Annotated in this window: 33 protein-coding genes; 14 read left to right on the forward strand and 19 right to left on the reverse strand. The window is 68.1% G+C overall.

The features are described 5' to 3' along the window. The 9 genes from O5O46_RS25600 to O5O46_RS25640 form a co-directional block, all read left to right on the forward strand. On the forward strand, window positions 1–193 hold a 193-nt coding region (locus O5O46_RS25600; protein WP_269857930.1), incomplete at its 5' end, for a hypothetical protein. Between the two features lie 64 nt (window positions 194–257). Then, window positions 258–455 carry a hypothetical protein gene (locus O5O46_RS25605; RefSeq protein WP_269857931.1) on the forward strand — a complete coding sequence of 66 codons (198 nt, stop codon included), beginning with the start codon at window positions 258–260 and terminating at the stop codon, window positions 453–455. After that, the gene (locus tag O5O46_RS25610) at window positions 455–991 is read left to right on the forward strand and encodes a hypothetical protein (protein WP_269857932.1); all 537 of its coding nucleotides are present in this window, start codon (window positions 455–457) and stop codon (window positions 989–991) included. The genes O5O46_RS25605 and O5O46_RS25610 overlap by 1 nt, the downstream gene beginning before the upstream one ends. Continuing rightward, the gene (locus O5O46_RS25615) at window positions 988–1,974 is read left to right on the forward strand and encodes a hypothetical protein (protein WP_269857933.1); all 987 of its coding nucleotides are present in this window, start codon (window positions 988–990) and stop codon (window positions 1,972–1,974) included. Before O5O46_RS25610 ends, O5O46_RS25615 begins: the two co-directional genes overlap by 4 nt. Then, a complete protein-coding gene (locus O5O46_RS25620) occupies window positions 1,971–4,082 on the forward strand; it encodes an FtsK/SpoIIIE domain-containing protein (protein WP_443072623.1) in 2,112 nt (703 codons plus the stop codon). The genes O5O46_RS25615 and O5O46_RS25620 overlap by 4 nt, the downstream gene beginning before the upstream one ends. Before the next feature lie 219 nt (window positions 4,083–4,301). After that, window positions 4,302–4,589, forward strand: a complete 288-nt coding sequence (locus O5O46_RS25625) for a hypothetical protein (RefSeq protein ID WP_269857934.1) — start codon at window positions 4,302–4,304, stop codon at window positions 4,587–4,589. An 85-nt stretch (window positions 4,590–4,674) separates the two neighbouring features. Beyond that, window positions 4,675–4,914 carry a hypothetical protein gene (locus O5O46_RS25630; protein ID WP_269857935.1) on the forward strand — a complete coding sequence of 80 codons (240 nt, stop codon included), beginning with the start codon at window positions 4,675–4,677 and terminating at the stop codon, window positions 4,912–4,914. Window positions 4,915–5,025: 111 nt separating this feature from the next. Next, window positions 5,026–5,439, forward strand: a complete 414-nt coding sequence (locus O5O46_RS25635) for a hypothetical protein (protein ID WP_269857936.1) — start codon at window positions 5,026–5,028, stop codon at window positions 5,437–5,439. 36 nt (window positions 5,440–5,475) lie between these two features. After that, window positions 5,476–5,763 (forward strand): hypothetical protein, encoded by a 288-nt coding sequence (locus tag O5O46_RS25640; protein ID WP_269857937.1) that lies wholly within the window; start codon window positions 5,476–5,478, stop codon window positions 5,761–5,763. 61 nt (window positions 5,764–5,824) lie between these two features. Here O5O46_RS25640 and O5O46_RS25645 read toward each other — a convergent pair whose 3' ends face one another. Both O5O46_RS25645 and O5O46_RS25650 read right to left on the reverse strand, forming a co-directional pair. Beyond that, complete coding sequence (locus tag O5O46_RS25645) at window positions 5,825–6,412, reverse strand: HD domain-containing protein (RefSeq protein ID WP_269857938.1); 588 nt, start codon at window positions 6,410–6,412, stop codon at window positions 5,825–5,827. Between the two features lie 14 nt (window positions 6,413–6,426). After that, the gene (locus O5O46_RS25650; protein WP_269857939.1) at window positions 6,427–7,539 is read right to left on the reverse strand and encodes a helix-turn-helix domain-containing protein; all 1,113 of its coding nucleotides are present in this window, start codon (window positions 7,537–7,539) and stop codon (window positions 6,427–6,429) included. 130 nt (window positions 7,540–7,669) lie between these two features. On the opposite strand from O5O46_RS25650, the gene O5O46_RS25655 reads away from it, so the two are divergent. Genes O5O46_RS25655 through O5O46_RS25665 form a run of 3 tightly spaced genes read left to right on the forward strand, consistent with a single transcriptional unit; the run spans window position 7,670 to window position 9,609 of the window. Then, the gene (locus O5O46_RS25655; protein ID WP_269857940.1) at window positions 7,670–8,104 is read left to right on the forward strand and encodes a recombinase family protein; all 435 of its coding nucleotides are present in this window, start codon (window positions 7,670–7,672) and stop codon (window positions 8,102–8,104) included. Window positions 8,105–8,140: 36 nt separating this feature from the next. Then, window positions 8,141–9,256, forward strand: coding sequence for a hypothetical protein (locus tag O5O46_RS25660; RefSeq protein WP_269857941.1), 1,116 nt, complete (start codon window positions 8,141–8,143; stop codon window positions 9,254–9,256). Next, window positions 9,253–9,609: an ASCH domain-containing protein gene (locus O5O46_RS25665; protein WP_269857942.1), complete on the forward strand. Its 357-nt coding sequence runs from the start codon at window positions 9,253–9,255 to the stop codon at window positions 9,607–9,609. The genes O5O46_RS25660 and O5O46_RS25665 overlap by 4 nt, the downstream gene beginning before the upstream one ends. Before the next feature lie 246 nt (window positions 9,610–9,855). On the opposite strand, the gene O5O46_RS25670 is transcribed toward O5O46_RS25665, so the two are convergent. Next, complete coding sequence (locus tag O5O46_RS25670; protein ID WP_269857943.1) at window positions 9,856–10,389, reverse strand: hypothetical protein; 534 nt, start codon at window positions 10,387–10,389, stop codon at window positions 9,856–9,858. Window positions 10,390–10,515: 126 nt separating this feature from the next. On the opposite strand from O5O46_RS25670, the gene O5O46_RS25675 reads away from it, so the two are divergent. Continuing rightward, window positions 10,516–11,241 carry a hypothetical protein gene (locus O5O46_RS25675; protein ID WP_269857944.1) on the forward strand — a complete coding sequence of 242 codons (726 nt, stop codon included), beginning with the start codon at window positions 10,516–10,518 and terminating at the stop codon, window positions 11,239–11,241. 16 nt (window positions 11,242–11,257) lie between these two features. On the opposite strand, the gene O5O46_RS25680 is transcribed toward O5O46_RS25675, so the two are convergent. The 15 genes from O5O46_RS25680 to O5O46_RS25750 form a co-directional block, all read right to left on the reverse strand. Then, window positions 11,258–12,286 (reverse strand): tyrosine-type recombinase/integrase, encoded by a 1,029-nt coding sequence (locus O5O46_RS25680; protein ID WP_269857945.1) that lies wholly within the window; start codon window positions 12,284–12,286, stop codon window positions 11,258–11,260. A gap of 19 nt (window positions 12,287–12,305) precedes the next feature. Then, window positions 12,306–12,644: a helix-turn-helix domain-containing protein gene (locus tag O5O46_RS25685; protein ID WP_269857946.1), complete on the reverse strand. Its 339-nt coding sequence runs from the start codon at window positions 12,642–12,644 to the stop codon at window positions 12,306–12,308. Between the two features lie 136 nt (window positions 12,645–12,780). Continuing rightward, entirely contained in the window at window positions 12,781–13,779 is a 999-nt protein-coding gene (locus tag O5O46_RS25690; RefSeq protein WP_269857947.1) for a hypothetical protein, read from the reverse strand. Further along, window positions 13,766–14,083, reverse strand: a complete 318-nt coding sequence (locus tag O5O46_RS25695; RefSeq protein WP_269857948.1) for a hypothetical protein — start codon at window positions 14,081–14,083, stop codon at window positions 13,766–13,768. Before O5O46_RS25695 ends, O5O46_RS25690 begins: the two co-directional genes overlap by 14 nt. A gap of 6 nt (window positions 14,084–14,089) precedes the next feature. Further along, window positions 14,090–16,963, reverse strand: a complete 2,874-nt coding sequence (locus O5O46_RS25700; protein WP_269857949.1) for a phage tail tape measure protein — start codon at window positions 16,961–16,963, stop codon at window positions 14,090–14,092. A 205-nt stretch (window positions 16,964–17,168) separates the two neighbouring features. Beyond that, window positions 17,169–17,597: a helix-turn-helix domain-containing protein gene (locus O5O46_RS25705; RefSeq protein WP_269857950.1), complete on the reverse strand. Its 429-nt coding sequence runs from the start codon at window positions 17,595–17,597 to the stop codon at window positions 17,169–17,171. A gap of 23 nt (window positions 17,598–17,620) precedes the next feature. Further along, the gene (locus tag O5O46_RS25710; protein ID WP_269857951.1) at window positions 17,621–17,821 is read right to left on the reverse strand and encodes a hypothetical protein; all 201 of its coding nucleotides are present in this window, start codon (window positions 17,819–17,821) and stop codon (window positions 17,621–17,623) included. Window positions 17,822–17,875: 54 nt separating this feature from the next. Next, window positions 17,876–18,205, reverse strand: a complete 330-nt coding sequence (locus tag O5O46_RS25715; RefSeq protein ID WP_269857952.1) for a hypothetical protein — start codon at window positions 18,203–18,205, stop codon at window positions 17,876–17,878. Window positions 18,206–18,281: 76 nt separating this feature from the next. Then, complete coding sequence (locus O5O46_RS25720; RefSeq protein WP_269857953.1) at window positions 18,282–18,479, reverse strand: hypothetical protein; 198 nt, start codon at window positions 18,477–18,479, stop codon at window positions 18,282–18,284. After that, window positions 18,476–18,628 (reverse strand): hypothetical protein, encoded by a 153-nt coding sequence (locus tag O5O46_RS25725; protein WP_269857954.1) that lies wholly within the window; start codon window positions 18,626–18,628, stop codon window positions 18,476–18,478. Before O5O46_RS25725 ends, O5O46_RS25720 begins: the two co-directional genes overlap by 4 nt. Further along, a complete protein-coding gene (locus tag O5O46_RS25730; RefSeq protein WP_269857955.1) occupies window positions 18,625–18,873 on the reverse strand; it encodes a hypothetical protein in 249 nt (82 codons plus the stop codon). Before O5O46_RS25730 ends, O5O46_RS25725 begins: the two co-directional genes overlap by 4 nt. After that, entirely contained in the window at window positions 18,870–19,067 is a 198-nt protein-coding gene (locus O5O46_RS25735) for a hypothetical protein (protein WP_269857956.1), read from the reverse strand. Before O5O46_RS25735 ends, O5O46_RS25730 begins: the two co-directional genes overlap by 4 nt. Beyond that, window positions 19,064–19,906 carry a hypothetical protein gene (locus O5O46_RS25740; RefSeq protein ID WP_269857957.1) on the reverse strand — a complete coding sequence of 281 codons (843 nt, stop codon included), beginning with the start codon at window positions 19,904–19,906 and terminating at the stop codon, window positions 19,064–19,066. Before O5O46_RS25740 ends, O5O46_RS25735 begins: the two co-directional genes overlap by 4 nt. Window positions 19,907–20,029: 123 nt before the next feature. Further along, window positions 20,030–20,749 (reverse strand): hypothetical protein, encoded by a 720-nt coding sequence (locus O5O46_RS25745; protein WP_269857958.1) that lies wholly within the window; start codon window positions 20,747–20,749, stop codon window positions 20,030–20,032. Window positions 20,750–20,759: 10 nt separating this feature from the next. Next, complete coding sequence (locus O5O46_RS25750) at window positions 20,760–20,975, reverse strand: hypothetical protein (RefSeq protein ID WP_269857959.1); 216 nt, start codon at window positions 20,973–20,975, stop codon at window positions 20,760–20,762. Here O5O46_RS25750 and O5O46_RS25755 point away from each other — a divergent pair. Beyond that, window positions 20,963–22,039, forward strand: coding sequence for an integrase core domain-containing protein (locus O5O46_RS25755; protein WP_269857960.1), 1,077 nt, complete (start codon window positions 20,963–20,965; stop codon window positions 22,037–22,039). The genes O5O46_RS25750 and O5O46_RS25755 overlap by 13 nt on opposite strands. 498 nt (window positions 22,040–22,537) lie before the next feature. Here O5O46_RS25755 and O5O46_RS25760 read toward each other — a convergent pair whose 3' ends face one another. After that, complete coding sequence (locus tag O5O46_RS25760) at window positions 22,538–23,665, reverse strand: hypothetical protein (protein ID WP_269857961.1); 1,128 nt, start codon at window positions 23,663–23,665, stop codon at window positions 22,538–22,540. Window positions 23,666–23,699 lie beyond the last annotated feature (34 nt).

Raw genomic sequence — 23,699 nt, forward strand, 5'->3', positions numbered from 1 at the left:
TGGCCTGCAGCACTCCGCCGAGGCTCACCCCGTCGGCATGACGTGGCCGGACAACACACCGACCCCGGTCACCGACCCGCAGCCGCCCGCCCTGCCGACGCCGCGCCAAGACCTCGATCCCGACGGGCCGTTCGAGCCGGCGGGTGACGTCGGCCGGGCCTGGTACTGGGCGAACTCTTCCGAAGCGCTCTGACTCGCACCGTGCCCCGCCCGCACGCCGGGCGGGGCCCCTACTCCCCCGCAGAGGACTCCCTGACATGAAGTACGTCGCCCTGGGCCTGTTGCTGGCCCTGCTCGTCCACTTTCCCCACCTGGCCGCGTTCCTCGCCGCCGCGGTGCCCGTGCTCGCCATCGCGGCCGTGTCCTGGGCGCTGGGCAAGCCGTGGCTGCTCGCCGCCGCGCTGGCCGTCATCGTTGTTCGCTCCGGCCGTCAGCGGATGCGGGGGTGGCTGTGATGAGGACCGTCACCACCGTGCCGGAACGGCTGGAGCGAGCTGCCGCCGTTGCCCGTCGCTTTGTTGAGGCGCGCCTGGGTGAGCCGCTGCCGCCCATCTGCATCGCTGTCGCCACCCGCTTTCAACTCGCCCGCTGTGCGGCCCGTACCGCTGCCGCTGTCGTGGGTGGCCGGGCGCCGCGGCTGGGCCAGTTCCTCTACGGGCTGTGCATGTGGCGCGAGGCCCGTACCGGTCTGGCGTGCACGCTGCTGGCCCCCGCTGGGGTGCTGGTCATCGTCACCCGTCAGGCCGTTGGTGACCCGCGGCTGACCGACTATCTGGTGCACGAGTTCGTGCACGCGGTACAGGCCCACCGTCCCGGGCGTCGCGAGCAGATGACCGAGCGCCTGCGGTTCGACCTTGGCATGGCCCACCTCGACGAGGCCCGCCAGTACGGCGAGTTCCTGCGGCACGAGGCCGAGGAGGGCGAGGCGTACCGGATCCAGGCCGAACACGCCGGTCTTTCCCCCCTGATCCCGACGCGGAGGTCCGCATGAACCGCAATGCCTGGCGCCTGGCGCTGACCGTCGTGTCGGTCGCCGCCATCGCCACCACCGGCTGGTCGTTGTACGCCGTCGCCCGCCACTACCAGGCCCCCGAGGTCATCGCGGGTGCCGCTGTCGCCGTGTTCGACGGCATCGCCTACGCCTGCCTGCACCTTGCCTCGGAAGCCTCGGCTGCTGGCCGCAGCGCGTTCGGGGCGCGCCTGACCGCCTTGTTCATGGCGAGCGTGTCGGTGTACCTCAACATCACGCACTCCAACTTGATCGGCGGCGGAATCCCGGCCGCGGTCTTCTTCGCGGTGCCGACCATCGGTTTGCTGGCCGTCTCGGAGATGTCCTGGGCCGGCCCCCGTGCCGCCAAGCGGGCCGAGCTGGGTGAGCAGCCTTACCGGCTGCCCGCGTTCGGCGGATGGGCGTGGCTGCTGGCCCCGCACCGTGCCGGAAAGGCCGTCAAGTCCCGGGCAGTCGCCCACATCGAGGGCGCCGGACAGCCCTCCCCCAAGGAGGCCAGTGCCGACCGGTACAGCGCGTCGGAGCGGCTGCGGGAACACTTCGCTTCCATGGATCCGGCCGAGGCGATCCGCATCGCGCATGATGCGCAGCCCGATATGCCCCCCGCGGAGCTGGCCTCACTGCTGATCGGCTACGGCGTGGTCGTCAACGCGGTTCAGGTCGCTCTCGTCCTCGGTACCCGGCCGCCAGAGGTCACCGTCGAACGCGGTGATGCGGGTGATGCGCATCATGATGCGCCCCAGGTCGGCGGTGGTGCGCCGGAGTTGCCGGAGATCACGAAAAGCGCCGCGATCCGGTCCGCTGAAGCAGCTCTCGGACCTGATGCGCCCGCCGTCGACATCGCCTTGTGGGTCCGCGATCGGCACGGCCTCGATGTCGAACCGAACTACGTCCGCACCGTCCTGTCCCGCGACGCGAAGAAGCCTGCGGCCGACAAGCCGAAGATGGAAGGGGGCTACGCGTGACCACGTTCGCTGAACCCGTCAGCCTCATCAAAGACACCGCACCGGATGACGCGGTCGTCGCTGCTGCCGAGGAGATCGTCGAAGCCGTCGACCGGCCGGACAACGAGCTGGCGGACTGGCTGACCGTCCCCGACGCCCCGATTCTCCCCGCATGGGCGCGGAGTTGGGCCAGCGTGCGCGCCAACTCCGGCGCGTTCGCCAAGCTGACCTGGTGGCACGCCCGCTATCACTCGGTGCGGATCCCGAAGTACGCGATCCGCCTCGCGTGGTTGACCGCCCGCGGCACCTGGCGGGGCGGCCGGGCTCTGTGGCCGGTGCTGTCCGCCGCGGACCACTCCAAGACCGTCAAGGCGCTGGCCGAGCAGGTCAAGGCCCGGCCGGAGGACGTCGAGTTGGCGATCCGGCACCAGATGGCGCACCGTACCCGGACCGAGGCCCGCCGCTGGCGGTTCGGGTCCGCTCTGGCCGGTACCGCCGCGGGGGCAGCTGTGCTGGCCTGGGCGTCCCTCGGCGTCGACATCATGACGTCGTGCGTGCTGTGTGGTGGCCTGGCCACGCTCGGCTGGGGCGACTCCTCGCAGCTGCTCGACGAGGCCACTCCCCCGCTGCGTATCGACATGTCCGCCCAGCAGCTCAACGACGCGCTACGGGCCGCCGGGCTGCTCAAGGCGGGCAAGGGCGAGGACGAAGGGCCGAAGGTCACCTGTGTCATGGGCCCGTTGCGGGAGGGCAATGGCTGGTCGGTCGTCTTCGACCTGCCGCGCGGCGGCGGGAAGACTGCCGCGGACGTGCTCGCCAAACGGACCACGATCGCCGCTGAACTGGGCGTCGATGAGATCCAGGTCATCATGTCCCGGGTGCGCGCGGCTAAGGGCGGCCACGCGGGGCGGGTGTCGATGTGGGTGGCCGACGACGACCCGTACCTGATCGACGGTGAGCCGGAGAACAACTCCCCACTGCTCAAGCTCGACCGGTTCTCGGTGTGGGAGCCGATCCCGTTCGGCCGGGACGCCCGCGGCAACCGCATCAACGTGCCCGTGATCTGGCAATCCATGTTCTTCGGGGGCCTGCCACGGCGCGGGAAGACCTTCAGCCAGCGGCTGCTGACGGTGGCTGGCCTGCTGGATCCGTGGGTGCGCCACTACGTCGCAGACGGCAAGGGCGGCGCCGACTGGATGCCCACGCGGGCCGTGGCGCACCGCCTGGTCATGGGCGCCGAGGACGACGCGTTGGAAGCGCTCAAGGCCATGCTGAAGGAGTTGCTGGCGGAGATGGAGCGCCGCTTCGCTCTCTTCCGGACGCTGCCGACGAGCATCTGCCCGCAGGGCAAGCTGACCCGTCAGGTTCAGGAGCGCTACAAGCTGCCGTGGATCTTCGTCACGATCGACGAGCTGCAGGAGTTCCTGGTCGCGCTGGAGAAGGACGAGCGCGAGCAAGTCATCAACGACCTGTGCCGGATCGCCCGCCGCGGCCCGGCTGCCGGTTTTATCTGCAACTTCGCCTCGCAGAGGCCGGACGCCGAGTCGGTGCCGACGAAGCTGCGGGAGATCATCACCATCCGGTACTCGACGCAGGTCGTCGACCAGACCAGCTCGGACATGGTGTTGGGCAAGGGCAAGGCCGCCCAGGGCGCGGACGCCTCGGTCCTGTCCGAGGACCACAAGGGCGTTGGGGTGCTGGTCACCGGCCCGGCATCGTTCGTCACCGTGCTCGCCGACTACCTCGACGGTCCGGCGTTCGCCGAGGTCTGCGGCAAGGGCAGGGCGCTGCGCCAAGCGAACGGCCAGCTGACCGGCGAGGCCGCCGAGGACTACGTCACCCGTGCCGACGAGCAGGGCGTCACCGTCCCGGCGATCATCTCCGACGTCCTCGACGCGATGAAGCACTCGATCCGGATGTTCACCACGGACCTGCTCGACGCGCTGGTGCGCCTCGATGAGAACACCTACGGCGACTACGACGCCGAACGCCTCGCGAAGGAGCTGGAAGCGGCCGGGGTGAAGCGATCCAGCAAGCAAGTGAAGATCAACAACGTGAACCGGGCCGGATACCAGCGCCGCGACATCGAGGACGCCGTCCCCCTCGAACTGCTCCAGCCCGTCGCCTGACCCGGGTGGGTAGAGGCCCCCGCCGCTACCCACCCCACTACTTCGACACCGTCCGGCACCCCGCTACCCACCCCGCGAAGTAGACGGGGCTCATTACCCCGGTAGCGCCCCCGGTAAAGGCCGCTGACCTGCGAAGTAGCGCCGGTAGAGGGGGCCGTCCAGCCCTGCTCTGCACCCCCGTGTTTCCCGTTTCCTCGATCCCTGAAGGAGTCACCCGCCATGCCGATCAACGACCGCGACGACGTCAACCACCGCGAGGCCGCGCAGATCACCGCCCTGGCCGTGCGGATCGCCTACCGCGAGACCCGCGGCAAGCGCACCGGCCGCCTGGAACAGCGCGTCGAGCGAATCCTGGAGCAGGCCGCCGGCCGCGAAGCCGACAAGGCCACGATCCGCCGCGCCGCCCAACAGGCCGCCAAGCAAGCCACGTTCGAGGCGAAGAAGGCCGAGGCCGTCGAGAAGGCCCGGCAGAAGGCGCTCAAGCGGCAGCAGCGCAGCTGGTGGTGAGCGGTCTGACGGCTGCCTGTGGCCCCGGACAGACGCCCGGGGCTGCGGAGAGCCGGACAGCCCGCCCGGCCCGAAGGAGGACGACATGAACGAACCGACCACCGTTGCCGACCACATCCGCGAGGCCCAGCGGCTGCTCCAGCTCGCCAACCGGCCCGACACGCCTGCCGCTCAGCAGGAGGCCTACGCCCACCGCGCCGCCGCCCACATCGCGACCGCCCGGGAACTTCGCGAGGCCGCCGAACTCGTCCACGACAACCGATGGGCCGCCGCGCAGACCACCGGCCTGAGCGAACTGCTCAGCAACAAGACCGGAGGCCGGTAAGGCCATCCGCCGCACCGAATTGTGACCACGCCCCGGGACGGCCGTCTGGCCGGCAAGCACGTCGGCCGCCCCGGGCTCCCACACCCCTTCAAGAGAGCAGGAACACCCATCATGAACCCGAACCCGCTGCCCGAGCCGGTGCAGCCCGCCAATGTCATCCCCGGGACCGTCCCTGGCGCCCCGCTCCAGCCGGTTCAGTTGCCGTCCGGTCAGTGGGTGTACGCGCCGCAGCCGCAGCCCCAGGTCGTCACCGTGCAGATGCCCGCGGCGCAGCCCTCGATGCCGCAGTGGCTCCGCGACATGATCGTGGTCACCATCCTGGTCCTGGCCGTCGTCACCGTGTGCACCGCCGGAGTGTGCGCCGTCGTGGTCGTCGCTGGCGGAACGCTGATCGGCGTCCTAGGCACCCTCGGCGCCAACCTCCCGTTCATTGGCGTCACCCTCGTCGGCCTGGTCCTCGCCGCCGGATGGGCCGCCAACAAGTTCAAGAACGCGAGCGGTTCCAAAGGTTCGCCCCAGCAGTAAGAATTCCGATCACCCTGCTGCCGAGGAGGTCAGCTCATGCTGCACGCCCGTGAAATCGCATTCGCCACACCGAAGGATCTCGGTGGGACGGCCGGATATCGCCGCGTCTGCCAGGTAGCCGGGCTCCGGCCGGTGCCGGACGGCTACGGTCTCCTACTGGCTGTTGACGACGACGGGGCACAAGTCACGTTGGTGACCGCCGACGTGGAATACGTCCGAGCCATCGCCTCCGCGGGGCCGTCTGCCTTGGCGGGCCTCGAACTGTCCGGCGAGGCCGCGGAGAAGTTCATCTGGCGGGATGGCTGGCCCGACGAGTGGATCTGACGCCAGGAGGCCCCGCCCGGATCATCCGGTGCGGGGCCTCGCGCGTTCCAGGCTGGCGGGGTTATTCGCCTTTCGGCTTCTCCCCCATGGCTGTCCGTAGCCAATCCAGGGGCCCCATGGACAGCAGTTCGTCCGCAAGGCGCTTCGCCGTCTCCGTGACGAGCCTGCCGCGGCTGTTGTCGATCCACCGTTGCGCTGCCTCGTAACCCTGCGCCCGGTACTCGATGCCCTGCAGCAGACACTCAAGCTTGTCCGCGTCCCGCGCGCAGATCGCCTCTGGTGTCTCCTTCGCCTCGTATTCGGCCACGGTCGCACGCACCGCGCGGACAAGCACTTCCGGCATGCCCGCGACCTGGTCGGCCGTCACCGCCTCCGGGTCAGCAGATGGCGCGTACTTCTTGGCCAGGTGGTTCACGTCACCGGTCCGGGATTCCTGGGAGTCGTGCCACACCGCGAGATGCGCTGATCGCGCCGGATCGGCACCCTCCAGCGTGGCGATCACCGAGGCCAGCAGGGATGTCCGCCAAGCATGCTCCGCGACGCTCTCCGGGTCACGTACTCCCGCCATCCACCAGCCAGTGCGACGGGCCTGCTTGAGCGTTCCCGCTTCAAACAGAAAGTGCGCCACCGCCGTCAGGTCCTCGCCCACAGCTGCCTCTTCTCTCACGCCTCAGCGAGGCGGATCGCGTACCGGATGCTGTCGAGTTCTCGGCGTGCTGATGCCGAGACCTCCCGGCTATCCAACATCACCGGAAGTCGCTCCCGCAGCTGTGCCGGGGCGCCATCCCGCAGAAGGTCGGGGCGCGCGGCGAGGAGCGCCCACAGGGTGTGCACGTACAGATCGGTGTACCCGTGGCGGGGGTCGAGGCGCGTGATCAGGTGATGCAGGAGCTTCCGGCCTGGCCATGGTCCGGGGCGGCCTGCGGCCATGAACGCGTCGGTGACCTCGATCTGCTGCGTCTCCCCCACCCAGTAGGCCCAGTAGTTGAGGTTCGCCGCCTCGGCCTTGTCGTCGTCAACTTGCTGCTGCACGAAGTGCGCTAAGCGCTCCCGGTCACCGTGCCGGGTTGCCACGGAGGCCAGAGAGCGAGCAGTAAGCCACTGAGACAGCCAGTCTGCCCCGGGGTCTTTGCGCTGCTGGCGCGTGAGCCATTCCGCGGCTTCCGGGCGCCCGTCGTACCCGGAGAGGTAGAGCGCTTGCCGACGCAGCAGGAACTGGTCGGGATTTCGGGCCTGTTCGACTGTCTGCTGCAGCCGGTCGAAGACCCGCCGGCGCTCGTCCGCGGGGAGTTCCGGACCGGCCGCTACAGGTCCGCGCCGCGGGCGCGGTGGCTTCGGCAGCTCCCTGGCAAACGCGGGTGGATGGTTGCTCAGGGGCCACGCCAGGATCTCGACGAGGTCTCGCTGCATCACCCAGGCCCCGAACGGATCGGCGGCTGCCGTTGGTGGCTTGTCGTCGAGCGCACTGGCGAGCAACACGTCGGCTTCCATGGCCCGCTCAAGGGCGAGCAGCAACGCGGGTGGGGTGCCCAGGTGCAAAAGCCGGTGGCGGTGGACGAGCATCTGCCCGACGGGAACCGCGGTGAGCGGGCGTCGTCCAGACTCCCATCCGGCGATGGTGTCGATCGAAACCGCGAATTGCTCCGCAAGGCCGTCCTGCGTGAGGTCGAGCTGCTCGCGTATGAGCCGGAATACGTAGCCCGAGATGAGGCCGCTACGCGGGCGGCTGGTCGTTCCCTGACCGGCAGTCGGGGTTGTTCGCGCTCTAGTCGGCATGGCGGTCCCCCTGGGGTTGTGGTCCGCGGCTGTACCCGTACTCGCGGTCGCTTCTAGCGCTGATTGCTGGCTTCTACCGTCGGAGCACAGCGACAGGCAGGAACTCAGCGTAGTAGGAAAGGACGTTTGCGTGAGCGCCAAGGCGTTGGAGCCCCCACGAGACGCAAGCCAGCACGCTCTCGTGTTCGTGTACGACCGGCACGCCACGCTAGCGCGCGACATGCTGCTTATGCGCCTTGAAACCTGCGCCGAGTACGCGGAGAAAAAGGGATGGCGGATCGCGGGCTGGTGGGTTGACCAGGGCGACGATGCCCTCACCAACGACAAGCGCCCCGCTTTCGGGTTGATGCTCAACACCATCCGGGCAGCTGGCACCGACGTCCCCCGCGTGGTCTTGGTCCACGACTGGCACCGCTTCTCCCGCGACGACGCAGCCCGCGGACTGTTCACCCGCAAGGTGCTGCATCTCGGCGGCTGGGTCGAGACCTGCCAAGGCGAAAAACGCTTGCCGGACGGCACCTACGTACAGAGGCCGTGCCCAAACGGGACCGCGATCACAACATGACGAACTCCCACCTACCTCATGGAAGGCGATTGATCGGTGAACCTTTACCCCGCCTCACCGAACACCGTGCTCGCCAATGCGCTCACCAGCGCTGAGGACGTCCTCACACCGCGCATCGTCCACATCAAGCCCGAGCGGATCGTGTTCGTGGTCGGCACGCAGATCAACGGCGCGCCGCACATCGGCACTTCGCTCGTGCAGTCCCTGACCTTCGCCGCAGCTGCCCGTGTCCGGGAGCGGTTCGGGCGCCCCGTCGAGGTGGTGTTCAGCGCACTGGATAATGCGCCCTACGAGATCGTCTCCGACCCCGCTACCGGCCACTCGTACCAGCGGGCCTACGCCCAGGCCCTCGGCGAACAGGCCATCCTCGACTCGGTCAACACCCTGTACCGGCCCCTGTTCTCCGCGCTGGCCAACCGCCTGCGCGTCCCCTGCCGCATCGAGACCTACTCGACGCAGCAGGCCAGCGAGCACTACCGGCGCACTTGGTTACGGCTGTTGCGGCGCGTCGAAGCCGCCCGCTGGTGGCTGGCACCTTCGAGCGGCACCCCGCACGTGCGCATCCCGTGCCCGGAGACGGGGTGTGGTTGGGCTGAGAAGCACGCCGAGCGGACCCAGGTCGGCATGGTCTCGCCGGAGCACGCCAGGGTCAGCGCGGTGTGCCTGCACCACGGCGCGTACAGCGTCGACGTCCAACCAGGCGGCGGTGGCTACCTCGACCTCGCCACGTTGTACCGGAACTTGGTCAAGGAAGCTGCCCTCGCCGACCACGGCGGCAGGCTGTATGTGATGGTCAAGGGTGGCGACTGGGTGTTCGGCTCGCACCTGGTCGACGGTGCACTGCAGGCTGTTGGTCTCACCAGTGGCCAGCTGCCGGCCCGGCTGTTCTGCCCGCAGGTGGTCACGGACGCCGGAGCGAAGCTGTCGAAGTCCCTCATCCGTGAGGGTCATGCCAGCTTGCCCCCGGGCGCCGAGCCGTGGATGCTCGACTCCCGACTGTGGCCCGGCTCATCTGCCGACTACGCCGAGCGGCTGCTCATGCTGGCCGAGGTGCTGCTGTCCGACCCGCGGCACTTCTTCCGCTCGTACTCGGCCGCCGAGCTTGGCCGCTTGATGACCACACCAGCCGCTAGGAGCGTTCACGCCCCATGACCGGAACCGCCGCTCGCGTCCACGAGCTGAACCTCTACCGCCGCTACTTCGATCTGGTTGCCTCTGGGCGCAAGACGATCGAGGTGCGTGTGCGCTATCCCCACCTCGAAGATCTAGCCGTAGGGCATGTGATCCGCTTCCGGATCAAGGGCACTGACGAGACGTGCGACGTGCGCGTGAAGCGGGTCACCGCTTACCAGGACTTCGAGGCACTCCTCGATGGCGAGGGCCCGTCGAACGTGAACCCGACCGCGAGCCGCGACGAGCAGTTGGTCAACATCCGCAGCATCTACCCCGCGGAGAAGGAAGCCCTTGGCGCCCTCGCGATCGAGGTCGAACTGCTCGACCAGTAACCGAGATCGCCGCGAAACTCCCGCCGCCCCTGCCCATCCAGGCGAACCCCCGGGGGCGGCGGGGCTGCCCGGTGACCAGCTGGCGGAGGCACGTCACCCGGGCAGTACGAGGCCCCGGCCGGATTCACGTCCGGCCGGGGCCTTCGTCATGCCCAGGTGCTGCCCGGAGCACCCACACGCGCCCGTAGTAGGAATCAGGCCCGGCATCACCAGAGCAAGCGTAAGCCCAGGGGGCGTCTGTCGCCCTCAGCAGGCGGGGCCGACCACCATCTGCACCTTCTTCAGGCGCGGGGCCGGGGTGGCATCGACGTTGTAACCCGGGTTGTCGCTCGCCCACGCCGCTTCCGTACAGTCCCCTGCCTCGGTCGGTGACGTGTGCTGGAGCCACTGGAACGTGGGCTCGCAGTCCATCTGGCTGTAATTCCCCAGTTCCTGCGCACTGTCGGGTACGCCGGGGACCTTCATCCAAACGAGGACGTCCCGGGTGGGCGGACACTTATCCGCCGACGACGAGGACGGCTTCGCCTTGTTCGCAGCCGGTGTACTACTGGCGGGCGTCGACGCGGGACGATGGCTCGTCGCGGGTGACGGCTTCGATGCTGCTGGCGCCGACGACTTGGCCTCGGTCTTGGCCGTGCCGTTCTTTCCCCCGCCAGCGATTCCCGCGACGACGGCAGACAGTACGAACAGGCCCACGATCGCGGCAGCGAAGATGCCGCAGCCCTTTGCCAGGCTCCGCTTCTTCGGCGGCGCGGCGGGAGGCGATGGCGGAACGGTCACAGGTGCCCCCTTGGTGGAGATGAAGTGTGGTAACTGTGGCAGCCGTGTACCGAGCGCGGGCCGTTGTTGCCAGACCGTGACGGTTCAACTTCTGGTGTTACTTGGCCGCGCCCTACCCTGCTCTCCATGAAACGCCTTCGGGACCTACGGGTCTGGATTGCCATCCTGACTGTCGTCGCCGTGGCCGTTGGTCCTGGAGCCCTGTGCGGCGTGGCCTTCGGCGGATGGAAGTTCGGCCTTCACACCGACGATCAGGTAGCAATCATTAACACGGTGATCGCCGCGGCCTCATGGCTGCTCGTCGCTGTGGCTGGCGTGGTGGCGCTCTTGGCGTACTTGGCTGCCAGTGGGCGCCCGGACCTGAGCATCGAGATAACGTTCAACTTCAGCTTCCCGAACCAGCCGGTCTTCCTGGCCCGCGAGGACCCGGACTCCGAGGGGTGGCTGCAGATCAGGTCGTACAAGCAGACGCGGGCCACGGTGACGCTGCACAACGCCAGCGTCTACGCAGCCAAGAATCCAGGCGTCCGCATCGAGTTCGAAGGCCTCTACGGGATGGCTGAGCCGCCAAGCGGGTGGAATGCGGTCTTGTTCGTCACCACGGTCGGAATTCAGGCTCTCCAGTGGGACGGCGGGACCGACAGCATCGTTCACGGGCAGTGGTCGCGGGCACTCCCCGCGCTGGACCTCGATGGCATGCGCTTGGCGCAGGCAGGCAAGGATGGCGCGCTCGTCGTGACGCTTGCAGCGGACGGTATGCCGCCGGTCCGCTCCCGCATGCCCGTGCGCGTCCTGGACTCGCAGGCCTACGACGCTTACACCGCGGACCGTGCAACACGGATGAGCAACTGAGACGCGCTGCGTGCGGCTACCCGGTCGTGTTCATGGCCTGCGTCAGGGACTCTGCGAGCCGGTAGCTCGGCGAACGGTGCAGCGCGCCGCGGGCCCGGTCGTAGCGGCGAGTGGTGCGCGGGTCAGCGTGCCCAAGGGCGTCCTGGACGTCCGCCAGTGGCACGCCCTTGTCGAGCAGCGCAGTGGCATAGCTGTGCCGCAGGCTGTGGGGCGAGAGCTGGTCGGCGTGCGGGATCCCGGCCGCGTTCGCAACCCGCCGCAGCGTCCGCAGAGCGGCCGGCTCGTCCATCGGCCGTCCGTTGCTGGTGGCGAAAAGGTAAGCGTCCGGGGCGACTTCCCCGCGCGTACCCAGGTACGTCTCCAGCGCCTCGACGGCGAGCGGCACCAGCACGACGCGCTTCGTCTTGTTGCCCTTCACGACCAGGTCGAGCACGCGGTGCCCTTGGTCCTGCCCCATGGCGCCGACGGTCACGGCGAGGATCGAGCCGATCCGGCCCGCGGTCGTGGCCAGCACAGCCAACAAGGCGTAGGTGCGCGGGCTTTCGTGTGCGCGGGCGTGTGCCAGCAGCGCGCCAAGCTGCTCGGCGGTCAGGCCACGGGTGGGCGAGGAGTCGACGTCGGCTGATGGGCGGTCCATCCCGGCGAACGGGTTGCGCTCGGCGACCTCGGCGCGCACCAGGTATGCGTACCAGGATGAGGCGACGGCCAGGCGACGGCCGCGGGTCGACTTGGCAAGCTTGGCCTCGCGCAGGGCGGCGCCGTACTGATCGGCGTGGATCGCACGGGCGGCGGCTGGGTCGGTGCCGGTGGCCGCGCACCAGGAAAGCCACCAGGATGCGTCTTTGGCGTAGGCAGTGCGCGAGTGCTCGGACTCTCGGGCCATCAGCCATGTGCCGGTCGCCTCGATGACAGTGGGTGCGGCACCCGCGGTGCGGAGGAGTTCGACGAGGGCGGTCGGGGTGGACGCGGGCGGCGTGCCGCGCAGGCTGGCCGCCGGAACTGTCGCGGGTTCAACTACTGGGCGGGGCGCGGGAAGCAGCGTCATGACTACAGGATAAGGGTCATTATTCTGTAGCGAGTTGGTGTCCATGGGCACCGGTCCGCGTGCCGATTTTCGACCCCGGTCGACGCCTGCCCGGGTAGTCCCGACCGGCGTCGGGTAGCGCCGCGGCGAGCAACACCGCCCGCTCCGCCTCGTCGAGCGCCAACACCTCGGCGAGTACCTTCGCGACCGACATCGACGGCACCCGCTGTCCGGTCTCCAGCCGCTGCAGGTACTGGTGGTTGAGCCCGGCGCGCCGGGCCGTCTCCCGCAGGCCGAGCCCGGACCGCTGCCGGGCCGCGGCGAGCAGCGGGCCCAGCTCCGGCGGCGGGGTGTGGCGCTTCCTGCTGATCGGATCCATGGGGATGTTCCTCTCGAACGTGCACAACGCCCCGCCACCCGGACCGGAGTCGCCGGGGGCGGGGCGCTGCCCAACCACATGCCGGGGCTGGGCATCCCGCCGACGGAAAGAAGAACATCGGCGAGGGGCTTGGGGATTAGCGCCTCGCGCGCTTCTGGATCTGCTGGAACACCTCGACGGCCACGGCCTGCTTGGTGACGTCGTCCATGTCCGCAACGGGGATGACGTGCTTGGGGTCGACAAGGCCGACGAGATTTCCGCTCACGTCGTACACGGCGACCTGGTCCGCGGCTTCGGCCTTGAGGAGTCGGGCGTTCTTGCGGGTGCTCACAGGGTTCTCCTGATTCGTGGGTACGGGCCGAAGGTCGTGGATGGTGTGCCGTGGCGTGGCCGGCTGCTGGGTCATGTCGGCGACCTGGGCCTGGAGCACGTCGAGCAGCTCGTCGACCTGGGCCTCGATGCGTTCGGGATCGAGGGCGTTGCGGATGCGGCGCAGCTCGGTACGCGCAGCCTGGGCCTGGGTGAGCACCTGGGCAAGTTCCCCGGCGGGGTCGTCAGGTCCGCCGATCGCCAGCAAACGGCCTTGCAGGGCTTCCCGCTGGCCGGTCAGCACCTTGACGACCTCGTCGACCGCAGCGAGTTGGTTGCGGTGCTTGATGACCGAATCGACCTCCCCGGCCTCCCGAGCGGCCGTCAGGGCAGTGGTCGTGTCCTCCCGCTGCTCCCCCAGCTCGTCGAGCCGGACGGTCAGAGCCTCGATCTGCTCGGCGACGTCATCGGCCTCGGCCCGCAGCTCGGTCGCCTGCTGCTCCGCGTCCTCGATCCGGCCGCGCAACTGGTCGGCGTGCTGAAGGTAGCCAGCCCGCTCGTCGAAGGCGGCAGCGTTCCGCTCGGCCTGCTGCGCCTGGGCGGAGAGCGTTCGGGCTTCGGCTTCGGCTTCGGCGACCAGACGCTGCGCCTCGGCGCGGGCGGTGGCGACCAGCGTCTCGGCCTCGGCACGCGCCCTGTGGGCGTCGGCACGGGCCTGCTCCGCTTGGGCGCGGACGGCGGTCGTCTCGTCGACCAGCTCCGTGTCCTCGGCGGGGTCGTCCTGCTCTACCGGCTCGGCGGTCGGCGCACTCTTACGCAAGCGCATGGTGTCCCCCTTCGGGGTTGGTCGTTTCGGGAAAGGTCAGTGGCAAGCGGCACTTGTCGAGCTGGGCGTACCACCGGCAGCCCGCCTCATGCTCGATGAGCACGCGCTCGACGCGGCCGAACGCGTCCCGGTACAGGTACGGGCGGTTAGCGCAGCCGCACCCGGCGAGGTCGGCGGCACCGTCCTCGACTTCGAGGACCGGCCGGTCGGCGTCGATGATGATGAACGGGCGGGGCGCGGTGGCGTCCAGCGTGTGCCCGAGGCCGATCTGCGGACCCGCGGGGATGAACGAGGTTGCGGACACTGGCGATTACCCCCGGATCCTGACGCCACCCGCAGGCAGGAGCGTGGTCGCCACACGGGTGCCGATCTTGTTGACGAGCTGGTCCATATCCCTCTCGCTCATCACGTGCGCCTGGCGGAAGTCGAAGTTCTGCACGATCGTCGACCCTCCGCCCGCCCCGGCTCCGACCAGACCTGGCGTGCCGTAGGAGAACCCGGAAGGGGACAGCCCAGCCGGAACGACTCCCCGGGCGGCCGCGCCGGTGACCGTCGCCATGGCGGCCTGCACGTACCCGGTGCCGCTAGTCATGCCCTGCGCCATCTGGCGAACGATGTTCCGACCACCGATCGCCGGCGAGCCATTCCCGGACAGCGGGCCCTTCTTCGCCGGAGACCAGGGCAGGAACGACTTGACCTCGTTGACGACGTCGCCGATGGCGTTACCGACACCGCCGATCATCGACCTGATGCCGTTGATCAGGCCCTTGATGATGTTCGCTCCGGCGTCCCAGAGCAGGTCCCCGAAACCGGAAGCGATGGACGTGATCGTGCTCACCATGTCATGGAGGGCTTGTCCGACCAGCCGCTTCAAGTCGCCCCACACCCGCCCCCACTTGCCCGTGATCACGTCGAGGACGAGAGAAATCGTGTTCTCCACCAGGTGAATAGCTGTGGTCACAATGCCGGAGATCGCAGCCCATACGACCTTCAGCGCGTCCCGGATCGCGTCCCACACGGTGGTCCACACCGACTTGATGACCGACAGGGTCGGCCGCATGTAGCCGTCCCACCACACCTTGACGACGGTCTTCGCCGCAGCCCATAGGGCGTCCCAGATTTCCTTGATCTGGGCGCTGTGCTGGTGCCACCAGTCCACAAGCTCGGCGACGCGGGCCTTCACCCAGTCCAGAACATTCGTCTTGAACCACTTCACCAGCCCGTCGACGGCCTTGACCACGTCGTTCCAGGCGTCGACGAACACCTGCTTGTGGGCCTGGAACCAGTTGAAGACGTCCTGGATTACCTTCCGCACCTCGGGCATCACGTTCTTGGAGAACCAGGAGATGACCGCACCGATCGCGTGCCATGCCTGGGCGAAGACGCCGCCGAGGAACTTCGCCACCTCGTTGACGACGTCGCGGAACGCCTTGAAATGGCTGTAGGCGTAGATCAGGGCAATCACGATCAGGGTTATCGCCGCGACCACTGGGTTGGCGGCCAACAGCTTGAACGCGCCCTGGACCAGGTTGATGGCCTTCACGACCCCTACGACCGCGAGGATCAGTCCGCTGGTCGCGCCAACCACCGTCAGGATCGAACCGGCGAGCTTCTGGTGATTCTGGATCCATGTGGCGATCGGCACCAGGATCTTGTTCACCGCCTCCATGACCCTGGTGACCATCGGCAGCAGCGCGGTGCCCAGGGCTATACCGGTGTTGTGGATCGCTTGCTTCGCCTGGTCCATCTTGAACCCGAGCGTCTGCTGCACCTGGGCAAAGCCTTGTACGTTGCCCTTGGAGTCCGCGGAGGCTTGACCGATGTCCTTGATCGCCTTGTTGGTGTCGCGGGCATTCTCCCCGGTGGTCATCAAGGCGACGCTGAGGCCAGCTGAGGTGCCCATCAGCTTCGCCAAAGCAGCAGGGTATGTCTGCCCGAGCCTCGCTGCGTTGTCCTTGGCGAGGCCGGAGAGCCATTGCATGGTGCCGCCCAGGCCCTGGCTGCTGAGGTGCTTTTGAACGTCCTGGGCGTTGATGCCGACGGCCTTGAACTCCTTCGTCATCACTGACGTCGGGTTCTCCAAGGACCGCATGGCGTTCGCCATGTTCTGCGACGCCCTCTGCGCGGTGACGCCGTGCGAGGTCATCTCCGCCAGCACACCCGCGAGGTCGTTGAACTTCAGGCCCACGGCCGAGCCCATCGGCAGAATGTTGCTCAACGCCGCAGAGAACTGCTGGAAGTTCGCCTTTCCGTGGCCGACGGCGACAACCAACTGGCTGGTCATGTTCGCGGCATCGCCAGCACCCTTGTGGTAGTCCTTCAGGATGTCAGTGACCCCGTTGGCCACTGTCTTGAAGTCGGAGTTCTCCAGCCGGGCGCCCTCGGTCGCGGCCTTCAGGACGTCCAGACCACCGTGCGCGGCGTTGTAGCCCGACGCCTCCACCACGTACATCGACTGAGCCAGGCTGTTGGCGGAGGTGGCCGTCTGGTTGGAGATGTTGAGGATGCCGTCCTGCACCTGCTTCAGCGCCGACGGAGCCTCACCTGCGGTCGTCACGAGCTGCGTCGTCAGCGTCTGAAAGCTCGTGGCGGCCTTGACCGACTCATAGCCGATCGCCGCCACCGCCACACCGGTGTACGCGGCGGCCTTCGTGGCACCGGCCATCAGGCTGCTGCCCCTGGCCATCGCGCCACTGAACCGGCCTTGCGAAACAGACGCCGCGTCGGTCTTCGCAGCCGCGGCCTCCGCCGTGTCGGCCTGCAACTTCTGGGCCGTGCCGAGTTCCTTGCCAGCGGCGGCGGCATCACGCTCCGCCGCCTGCAACCGAGCGTAAGCCGCGGCCTGCTTGTCCGCAGCCTCGGCCGCATCCAGCTCACCCGCGGCGACCTGGCGCTGTACGTCGATGAGTTCTTGTTCAGCCACGGCCTGCTCGCGGGTCGCGGCGGCGAGTTTGGCCTGTGTGGCTTCGACCCGGGCGGACGCCAGATCGAGGGCGTCAGCACCCGATGCGGTCTGTAGAAGGGATTCGTCGACCCGCGCGCCGGACTCCTCGGAGACCCCTGCCATGCGCTGCAACGAGTTGGTGAACTGGTCGACGTGCGCCTCGGCCTTCTCCAGCGTGGCCGAGATCTTGTCGCGGGCCTCGATGACCGCCATCACCGTGAACATCTCGGCTCCGGCCATTACTCACCTCCCTCCGGTCGTGTTCCTGGCCGGCCTGCTCCGGGCGTAGCGCGTCGCGATCGCGGAACGCCATCGGGCTATGCCGACCTCATACGGTTCGGGGGTCTCATCCGCCAGCTCGTCCGCCTCGGCCTCGACCCGCAGGGCACGCCTACTCGGTCGCTCTCGGCCCGGCTTCTGCGTCTTCGGTGACGACCCGCTCATCTCACGCTGCTTCGTTGGTTCGTTCGCCGAGGCGCTCCAGAACCGCTACCTCATCCACCAGCCACGCGTTCCCTGCCGCTTTGACGCTTCGCAGCGTCCCCTCGCGGCAGAGGCGTCGCGTGAACCCGGTGGAGACTCCGAGCCGTTCCGCTGTCTCCTCGACGCTCAGCCACCTGCTGGCTGACGTGACGCAGGTTGCCTCAAGTGCCTCGTTGCGGAACCTTTCCGTTCCGGCATCGGAACCTGCGAGCAGCTCGATCCGGTACTGCAGGGCTGCAGCCTGCACGATCTTCGTTATCTCCTGCAGCCGTGGCGGAACCCCGCCGTCCCGCTGGGCGCGGGCCTTCAGCGCCGCAGCGAGCACATCAGCGACGTACATGACGTCGGACCCGGTGAGGAGAACGGACGTGCCTCGAATCAGTTCCGCCATGGCGTTACGTTTCTGCGTGGTGGTCAGGCAGCGACCGACAGGCCCGTGCGGGCCTCCGGGATACGGACGATGTAGGTGGCCCCGCACGGCGCCGTGCGAAGCCCCACGGCCAAATGCCGGTGCGCTGCAGAGCAGTTGGGGCAGTCGGCGACGGCGACCTGCGCGGCTCCGGACGTGCGCAGCAACGTGCCGGTGACGACGAGCGGTTCAGGGTTGGCGAGCATGGTTCTCCAATCTGGTCTATGGGTTGGACTGGTCGGGGTTGTGCGACAGGTGCCCTACGGATCCGTAGGCGCGTACTCGTCGACCAGCTCGGCGAGCCGTCCCGTAAGGCGCCCGGCCTGGCGGTAGCTGAGCAGCCGCCAACAGGTGTTCAGGGCTTTACGGGCGCGCAGAGCAGCGGCCTGGGTCATCCCCTCGATCTCCACCGTGGGAACGGACTGCAGCCGGACGGCCATGTCCATCAGCTCGTCGAATCCGGCGCGCCAGCCGCGGCCGACGTACAGCACGGGCCACCCGGGAGGGGCGGTGGTGAGCGTGCCCGGTTTCGGGCCTGGGTTCGGGTCGTGACGCGGGGGCCGGTCAACGGTGATGATCACTCGTGGCATGGCTTTTAGCTCCTGACCTGGGGGTGGTGCCCACGCGCGCGCACGCGCGAGGCTGCGGCGTTCCTGATGTGCGGCATCAGGCCGCCGTTTCTGCCGTGTTCGGGATGTGGGTGCGGGCGGGTACCCACTGCAGTCCGCAGTCGTCTGCGGTGCACTCCAGAACCTCGCGGCGGCGGCGTCCGATGGTGGCGACTCCGATGGGCTTGCAGCGGCGGGCGGTTCGGCAGCTGGGGCAGTGGAGCAGGACCACCGGCACCTTGACGGGGCGGGTCATGCTTCGGCCTTCCTGGTGTCGACCTCGGCGGCGGCCTGGCGGCGGGTGCGGCGGCGCCAGCGGATTTCGGCGGCGAGTTCGACGCTGGCCAGGGCGAGGAGGACGAGCAGCGCGCCGAGGAAGAGAAGCAGGAGATCGTGGCGGGTCACCGGCTCGTCTCCTTCGAGACGAGGTGGAACTGGTCGCGGAGCCAAGCGGCCTGCTCGTCGGGTGCGGTGCGGGCGATGTAGTCGTACTCAGCCTGCAGCGGGCTGTCGGACGTCGGCTCGATGTACCGGCCACAGTCGTAGCAGTACGGGCTGGGCCCGCTTGCTTCCGGATCGCCAACGGCACGGCCGCAGGTCTCGCATGGCTTGTTCATGGCTCGCTGGGCGAGCGAAACGACGGTGGTCATGACGCTTGGCCCTCCGAGGTGTTGGTCATGGCGGTCTGGTCGGTCTCGGCCTGGTGCCGGAGCTTGGCGGCGTGCCGTCGGGCGAGGCCGGCCTGGCGGGCGGCGTCGAGTTCGGTGCGGCGCTTGCGGGCGGCCTCGACCTTGCGGCGGGCTTCCTCGATCTTGATGCGGACTATGTCGTTCACGTTGGTCATCGGTGTCCTGCCTTCCGCTTGGCGGCGACGTACCGGGCACGGGCAGCTATGAACTCGGCATCCGTGCCGCCGCGGTCGGGGTGGGATGAGGCCATCGCGGCCTTGAGCTGCTTGAGGTCCGGCTCCGGCTCGCGCCGGTAGGCGGGCCGCCGATTCACCTCGGGCGGAGTGGCGTATAGGTGGAAGTCGGCGGCCCACCAGCCGCGCGCACGGTTGTGCGCCTCGCCTTTGGCCTCGATGTCCTGCCGGTTGACGAACCCGATCTCCGGGTCCTCGCCTTCGTGGTGGTGGCGGATGTAGTAGATCCGCTTCGGGGTCTTCTTCGTGATCCGGAAGGACACGACGCGGTCTTCGAGGTACCCGTTGGCGTTCTCGCCGGTGTAGGTGCCGTACAGGTACTCGACTTCACCGGTGTCGGTGATGCCGGATGCTGGGCGCTGCTTGCGCTTGGCGGCGTTGACGCGCTTGAGGACGCTGGTCGCGGCTCCGACGCGCATAGTGGCGTAGGCGGTCCGTCCGGCGGCGAGGCGGACGACTGCGGTACGGGCGGCGGTGGCGGCCTGGTCTTCGCTGTCGGCCCATCCGTGCTCGGCCGCGGCGTCGGTGGCTCCGATCGAGACGGCGGTCGCGGCCCAGAACCAGCGCTTGCCGGAGCGGCAGCGGCCCCAGTAGACGTGCATCTGGTGCTCGTGGTCGTGGTCGCAGACGCGGTAGCCGCCGGGCTGGCGCCAGCAGATGCCGTTGTGGTCGGGGACGGTGGTGGGCCACCGCTTGCGACGCGGGTGGACGGGTCGCGGCCTGACTGCGGTGGGCCCTCCGAACAGCGAAGTCTGTTCCATGACGGTGTCCTTCGTGGATGCTGGTGAGGTGCCGGGCCCGAATGCCGCGGGCCCGGTTGGTTGCGCGCGGGTCAGGCGTCGGCGCCCTGGGCGAGGTGCCGGTGCTCGGCGGGCAGGTGACCGTCACACCAAGTGCTGAGAGTGAGGACCAGGCCGGTGCTGGACGAGCTTCCACACAGCTGTGGCCGAGCAGCTCTGCCTGCCCTCGCTCTCGGGCACGCGGTTGATCGTGCAGGGCTGCTTGCCTGGCTCGAAGGAGAACACCCAGCCGTCCGCGCGGTGGAAGACACGCACCTCCGGCCCCGCCTCGTCCTCGCCTGTGCCGTTGGCGCCGTCGAGGTCCTCGACGACTTCCAGGTCGAGAGTGGTGGCGATGTCGCCGAGCGCCGTGAAGGTGTCCTCGTCGAGCTTGTTGGCGAGGGTGTGTACGACCTGGTTGATGGCGGCTGCGGCGTAGGAGCGGCCCACTTCGGCGAGCACGGCGGACAGAGCGTGCTCGTGTGCCGCCTGTCCTTCGAGGTTCAGGTAGTGCGCGGCGTCGTGGTGCCCGCGGCTGTATGCCTCGACCGCCCTGGCGTGGATGCGCTTGTGGGCGAGCTGGCTGTAGGGGTTGCCGTACTCGTTGATGACGAACTCGGTGATTGGTGCGCCGCAGTCGGCGTGGTCGATGAGCTTGGCGCCGGCCTTGATGTCGCAGGCGCAGCAGCGGAGGAAGTTGCCGCTCTCGCCGGTCTTCGGGTCGTACCAGCTGCCGAAGTGGACGTTCTCGGTGGTGCCGCAGTCCTGGCAGTTGGTGGGCCCGTTGTAGCCGTGGGCGCGGGCGATCTCGGTCGTCGTGGTCACGGTGTTCTCCTCACACACGCTGCGAGGTGACGAGATTGATGAGAATGGATATGACCTGCTGTTTTGTGTTGATGAAATTGGTGACGGGATTGGGTGTCGGGGCGACGAGATTGGTGAGATTGAGGCCTGTCCCGCGTAAAAACTCGGGTTCGGCCGCTGAGCTGGACGGTTCCTCTGCGTGGGGCGGTGTCGGCCCGAGGATGATCGGAGTCCATGCGGTGGTCATGGATCTATCTCCTGGCGCGCAGGTCGCTGGAACTGGCGGGCCTGCGGCTGATGGGCAACGCGGCCAAGGACGTCGAGCTGCTGGTGCTGCGGCATCAGCTCGCAGTGCTCCAACGCCACGTCGGCCGGCCGAAGCTGGAACCGGGTGACCGGGTACTGCTGGCAGCCCTGTCGAGGCTATTGCCCAAAAAACGCTGGAGCAGCTTCATCGTCACCCCGGCAACACTGCTCCGTTGGCACCGGGAGTTGGTCGCGGACGCGTGGACGTACCCCCACAAGAGGCTTGGTCGGCCACCGATACCCGAGGAAACAAGGGAGTTGGTCCTGCGCCTCGCGCGGGAGAACCCGCTGTGGGGCCACCGGCGCGTCCAGGGGGAGCTGGCCCGGTTAGGCATTACCGTCTCGGCTGCCACCGTGCGGGCAGTGCTGCGGCAAGGCAATGTTCCGCCCGCGCCCCAGCGGGCGCGCGACACGTGGGCCTCCTTCCTACGAGCCCAAGCATCTGGGCTGTTGACTTGCGACTTTTTCCATGTGGATACCGTGTTCTGCCGACGCCTGTATGTGCTGTTCGTCATGGAGGTGGCAACGCGCCGGGTGCACGTCCTCGGCATCACCGCGCACCCGAACCGGGACTGGGTGACCCAGCAGGTGCGGAACTTGATGATGGACCTGAAAGACCGGGTGGACCGCTTCCGATTCTTCCTGCGCGACCGGGATGGGAAGTTCTCCGACGCCTTCGACGCCGTGCTCACCGGCGCGGGCATGCAGGTCCTCCTCTCACCGCCGAGATCGCCGAAGGCGAACGCCTTCGCGGAACGCTGGGTCGGCACCGTCCGCCGCGAGTGCACCGACCGCATGCTCATCATGAACGAGCGGCACCTGCGCACCGTCCTGGACGCCTACACCGACCACTACAACCAACACCGCCCCCACCAATCCCTAAGTCAACGACCTCCCCAAGCCGTGGAGATCGACCAGCCGGCTCCTGTGATCCCGCACGGTGGCCGCATCCGCCGCGCCCAACTACTGGGCGGCCTCATCAACGAGTACCGACGAGTCGCCTGACTACGCCCAAGACAAACGACCTGGTCAACAGCTCAACCGGAGTTTTCACGCGGCACAGGCGGCTACCGCCTGTGTCAATGCGGCCAGCGCCCGCGCCCTCCATTCTTCGCCGGTGATTACCTGGGCTATGCGCTCGGCGTGCTGGAGAAAGCCGTGATTGTGGCGGCGCCGTCCGTCTTTGTCCGGCAGTTGCGCCTCCTGCCTCCGGGCGGCGAATTCGGGCGGCTCGGTGTGGCGTCAGCCGCTCGGATATCGGCCGTATAGCTATCGGGGCGTCATGTACTTCGCTCGCGTGGGAGGGCCTGTCGTCACGCTGCTTGGCCAGCAGGTCAAACACCAGGCGGTCCAGGGCGGGCGGAACATCGTAACGATTGCCCGCGCCGCTGGCATCGGTTCGTACCGTCGTAAGCGGGGTGCTCCAAGGGGTACTGGCACATCCCATTGGGGGCTCTGTCGGCCGCGGGGACGGGATGAGCCGATGCTGGCGCTACGGATTCGTCACAGAATCGGCCGTTGATGGCGATCGAGGAGTACCGAGAAGAATTCGGTGAGCATCTGGCGTGCCCCCGCCGCTTCGAGTTCCTTCCCGCCGAATCGGAAAACTTCGTAGCCGTCCAGGCGGAGCCGGCGGTCCTCCGCCACCATGTCGGAATACAGCTGGGTTGAGGCGAACCAACGGGGGAACTTCTCGCCTTCTCTGGGCGCGGCCTGTACCGCGTAGTGCTGAATACCATCGACCTCAATGACTATGCGGCTGCGGTCCGGCGTCAGGAGGAGGAAGTCCATGCGCTCGCGAGCCAGGGCCCCGGAGTGCTTGGCGCTCTTACGGGTGTAGGGGTCGTAGTGGAGGTAGACCTGCGGGACCAGAGCGGGTAGCTCGAAGCCGTCGGGCTCCGCGTAGCGGGCGCAGTAGGTCTGCATCACCAGTCGCTCAGGGTCCGACGCCAGGCTCGCGAACAGGCGTCTGTACAGCAAGTCAGCTGCGGTAGCCTCATCGACGCCGAGGTTCTGGTCCTCGATCCACCAGGCGACCAGCTGTCGCCAGGCGAGACCGCCGGGTGGCAGGGGCCGGTCGTAGATGAGGCAGTACTCGGCGTTCTCTACGATCTCGACGCGGTTGTTGACGGCATCCCGAAGAACGATCTTGGGCTTAGGTCCATCAGCGGCGAAGATGAGGTTCTTGAAGTGCCCGGCGGGCCCCTTCTTGAAGCGGCTCTCGTACTCGATCTCCTGCAACTGCTCCAACGCGTCGCGGGTGGGCCCGAGCAGGTGCTCGATGCACTCGCGCCGGGCCTGCCAACTGCCCTTCATGTCGTTCGCGATCCAGTAGTCGTAGAAGCCGCTGAAGTGTCGGAAGGGCCACTGCGGGGGCTCCAGGCCCAGGCGTTCCACCACAGAGCGGTGGCCCTTGATCGCCAGGACGACGCCTTGATCATCCATCCGCTCACCTCCGCGAGTGCCCTTGGCGAGGAAGTCATCGATCAAGAGCCGGGTCAAGGCGACCGCCACCTCCAGATCGGCGTGATCAGCGAGCGGGCCGAAGCGCAGCTCCTCCAAAAGCTTGATGTTCAAGGGCCAGTGTGACCATCCGCCAGGCTGGCTAACGAAGAAGTCGTCGGGCTGCACGCCTGCCTCCAAGCTTCGCCGTGGGCTGTGCAGT

Source organism: Streptomyces sp. RPT161 (assembly GCF_027533845.1).
Taxonomy (GTDB): Bacteria; Actinomycetota; Actinomycetes; order Streptomycetales; family Streptomycetaceae; genus Streptantibioticus_A; species Streptantibioticus_A silvisoli_A.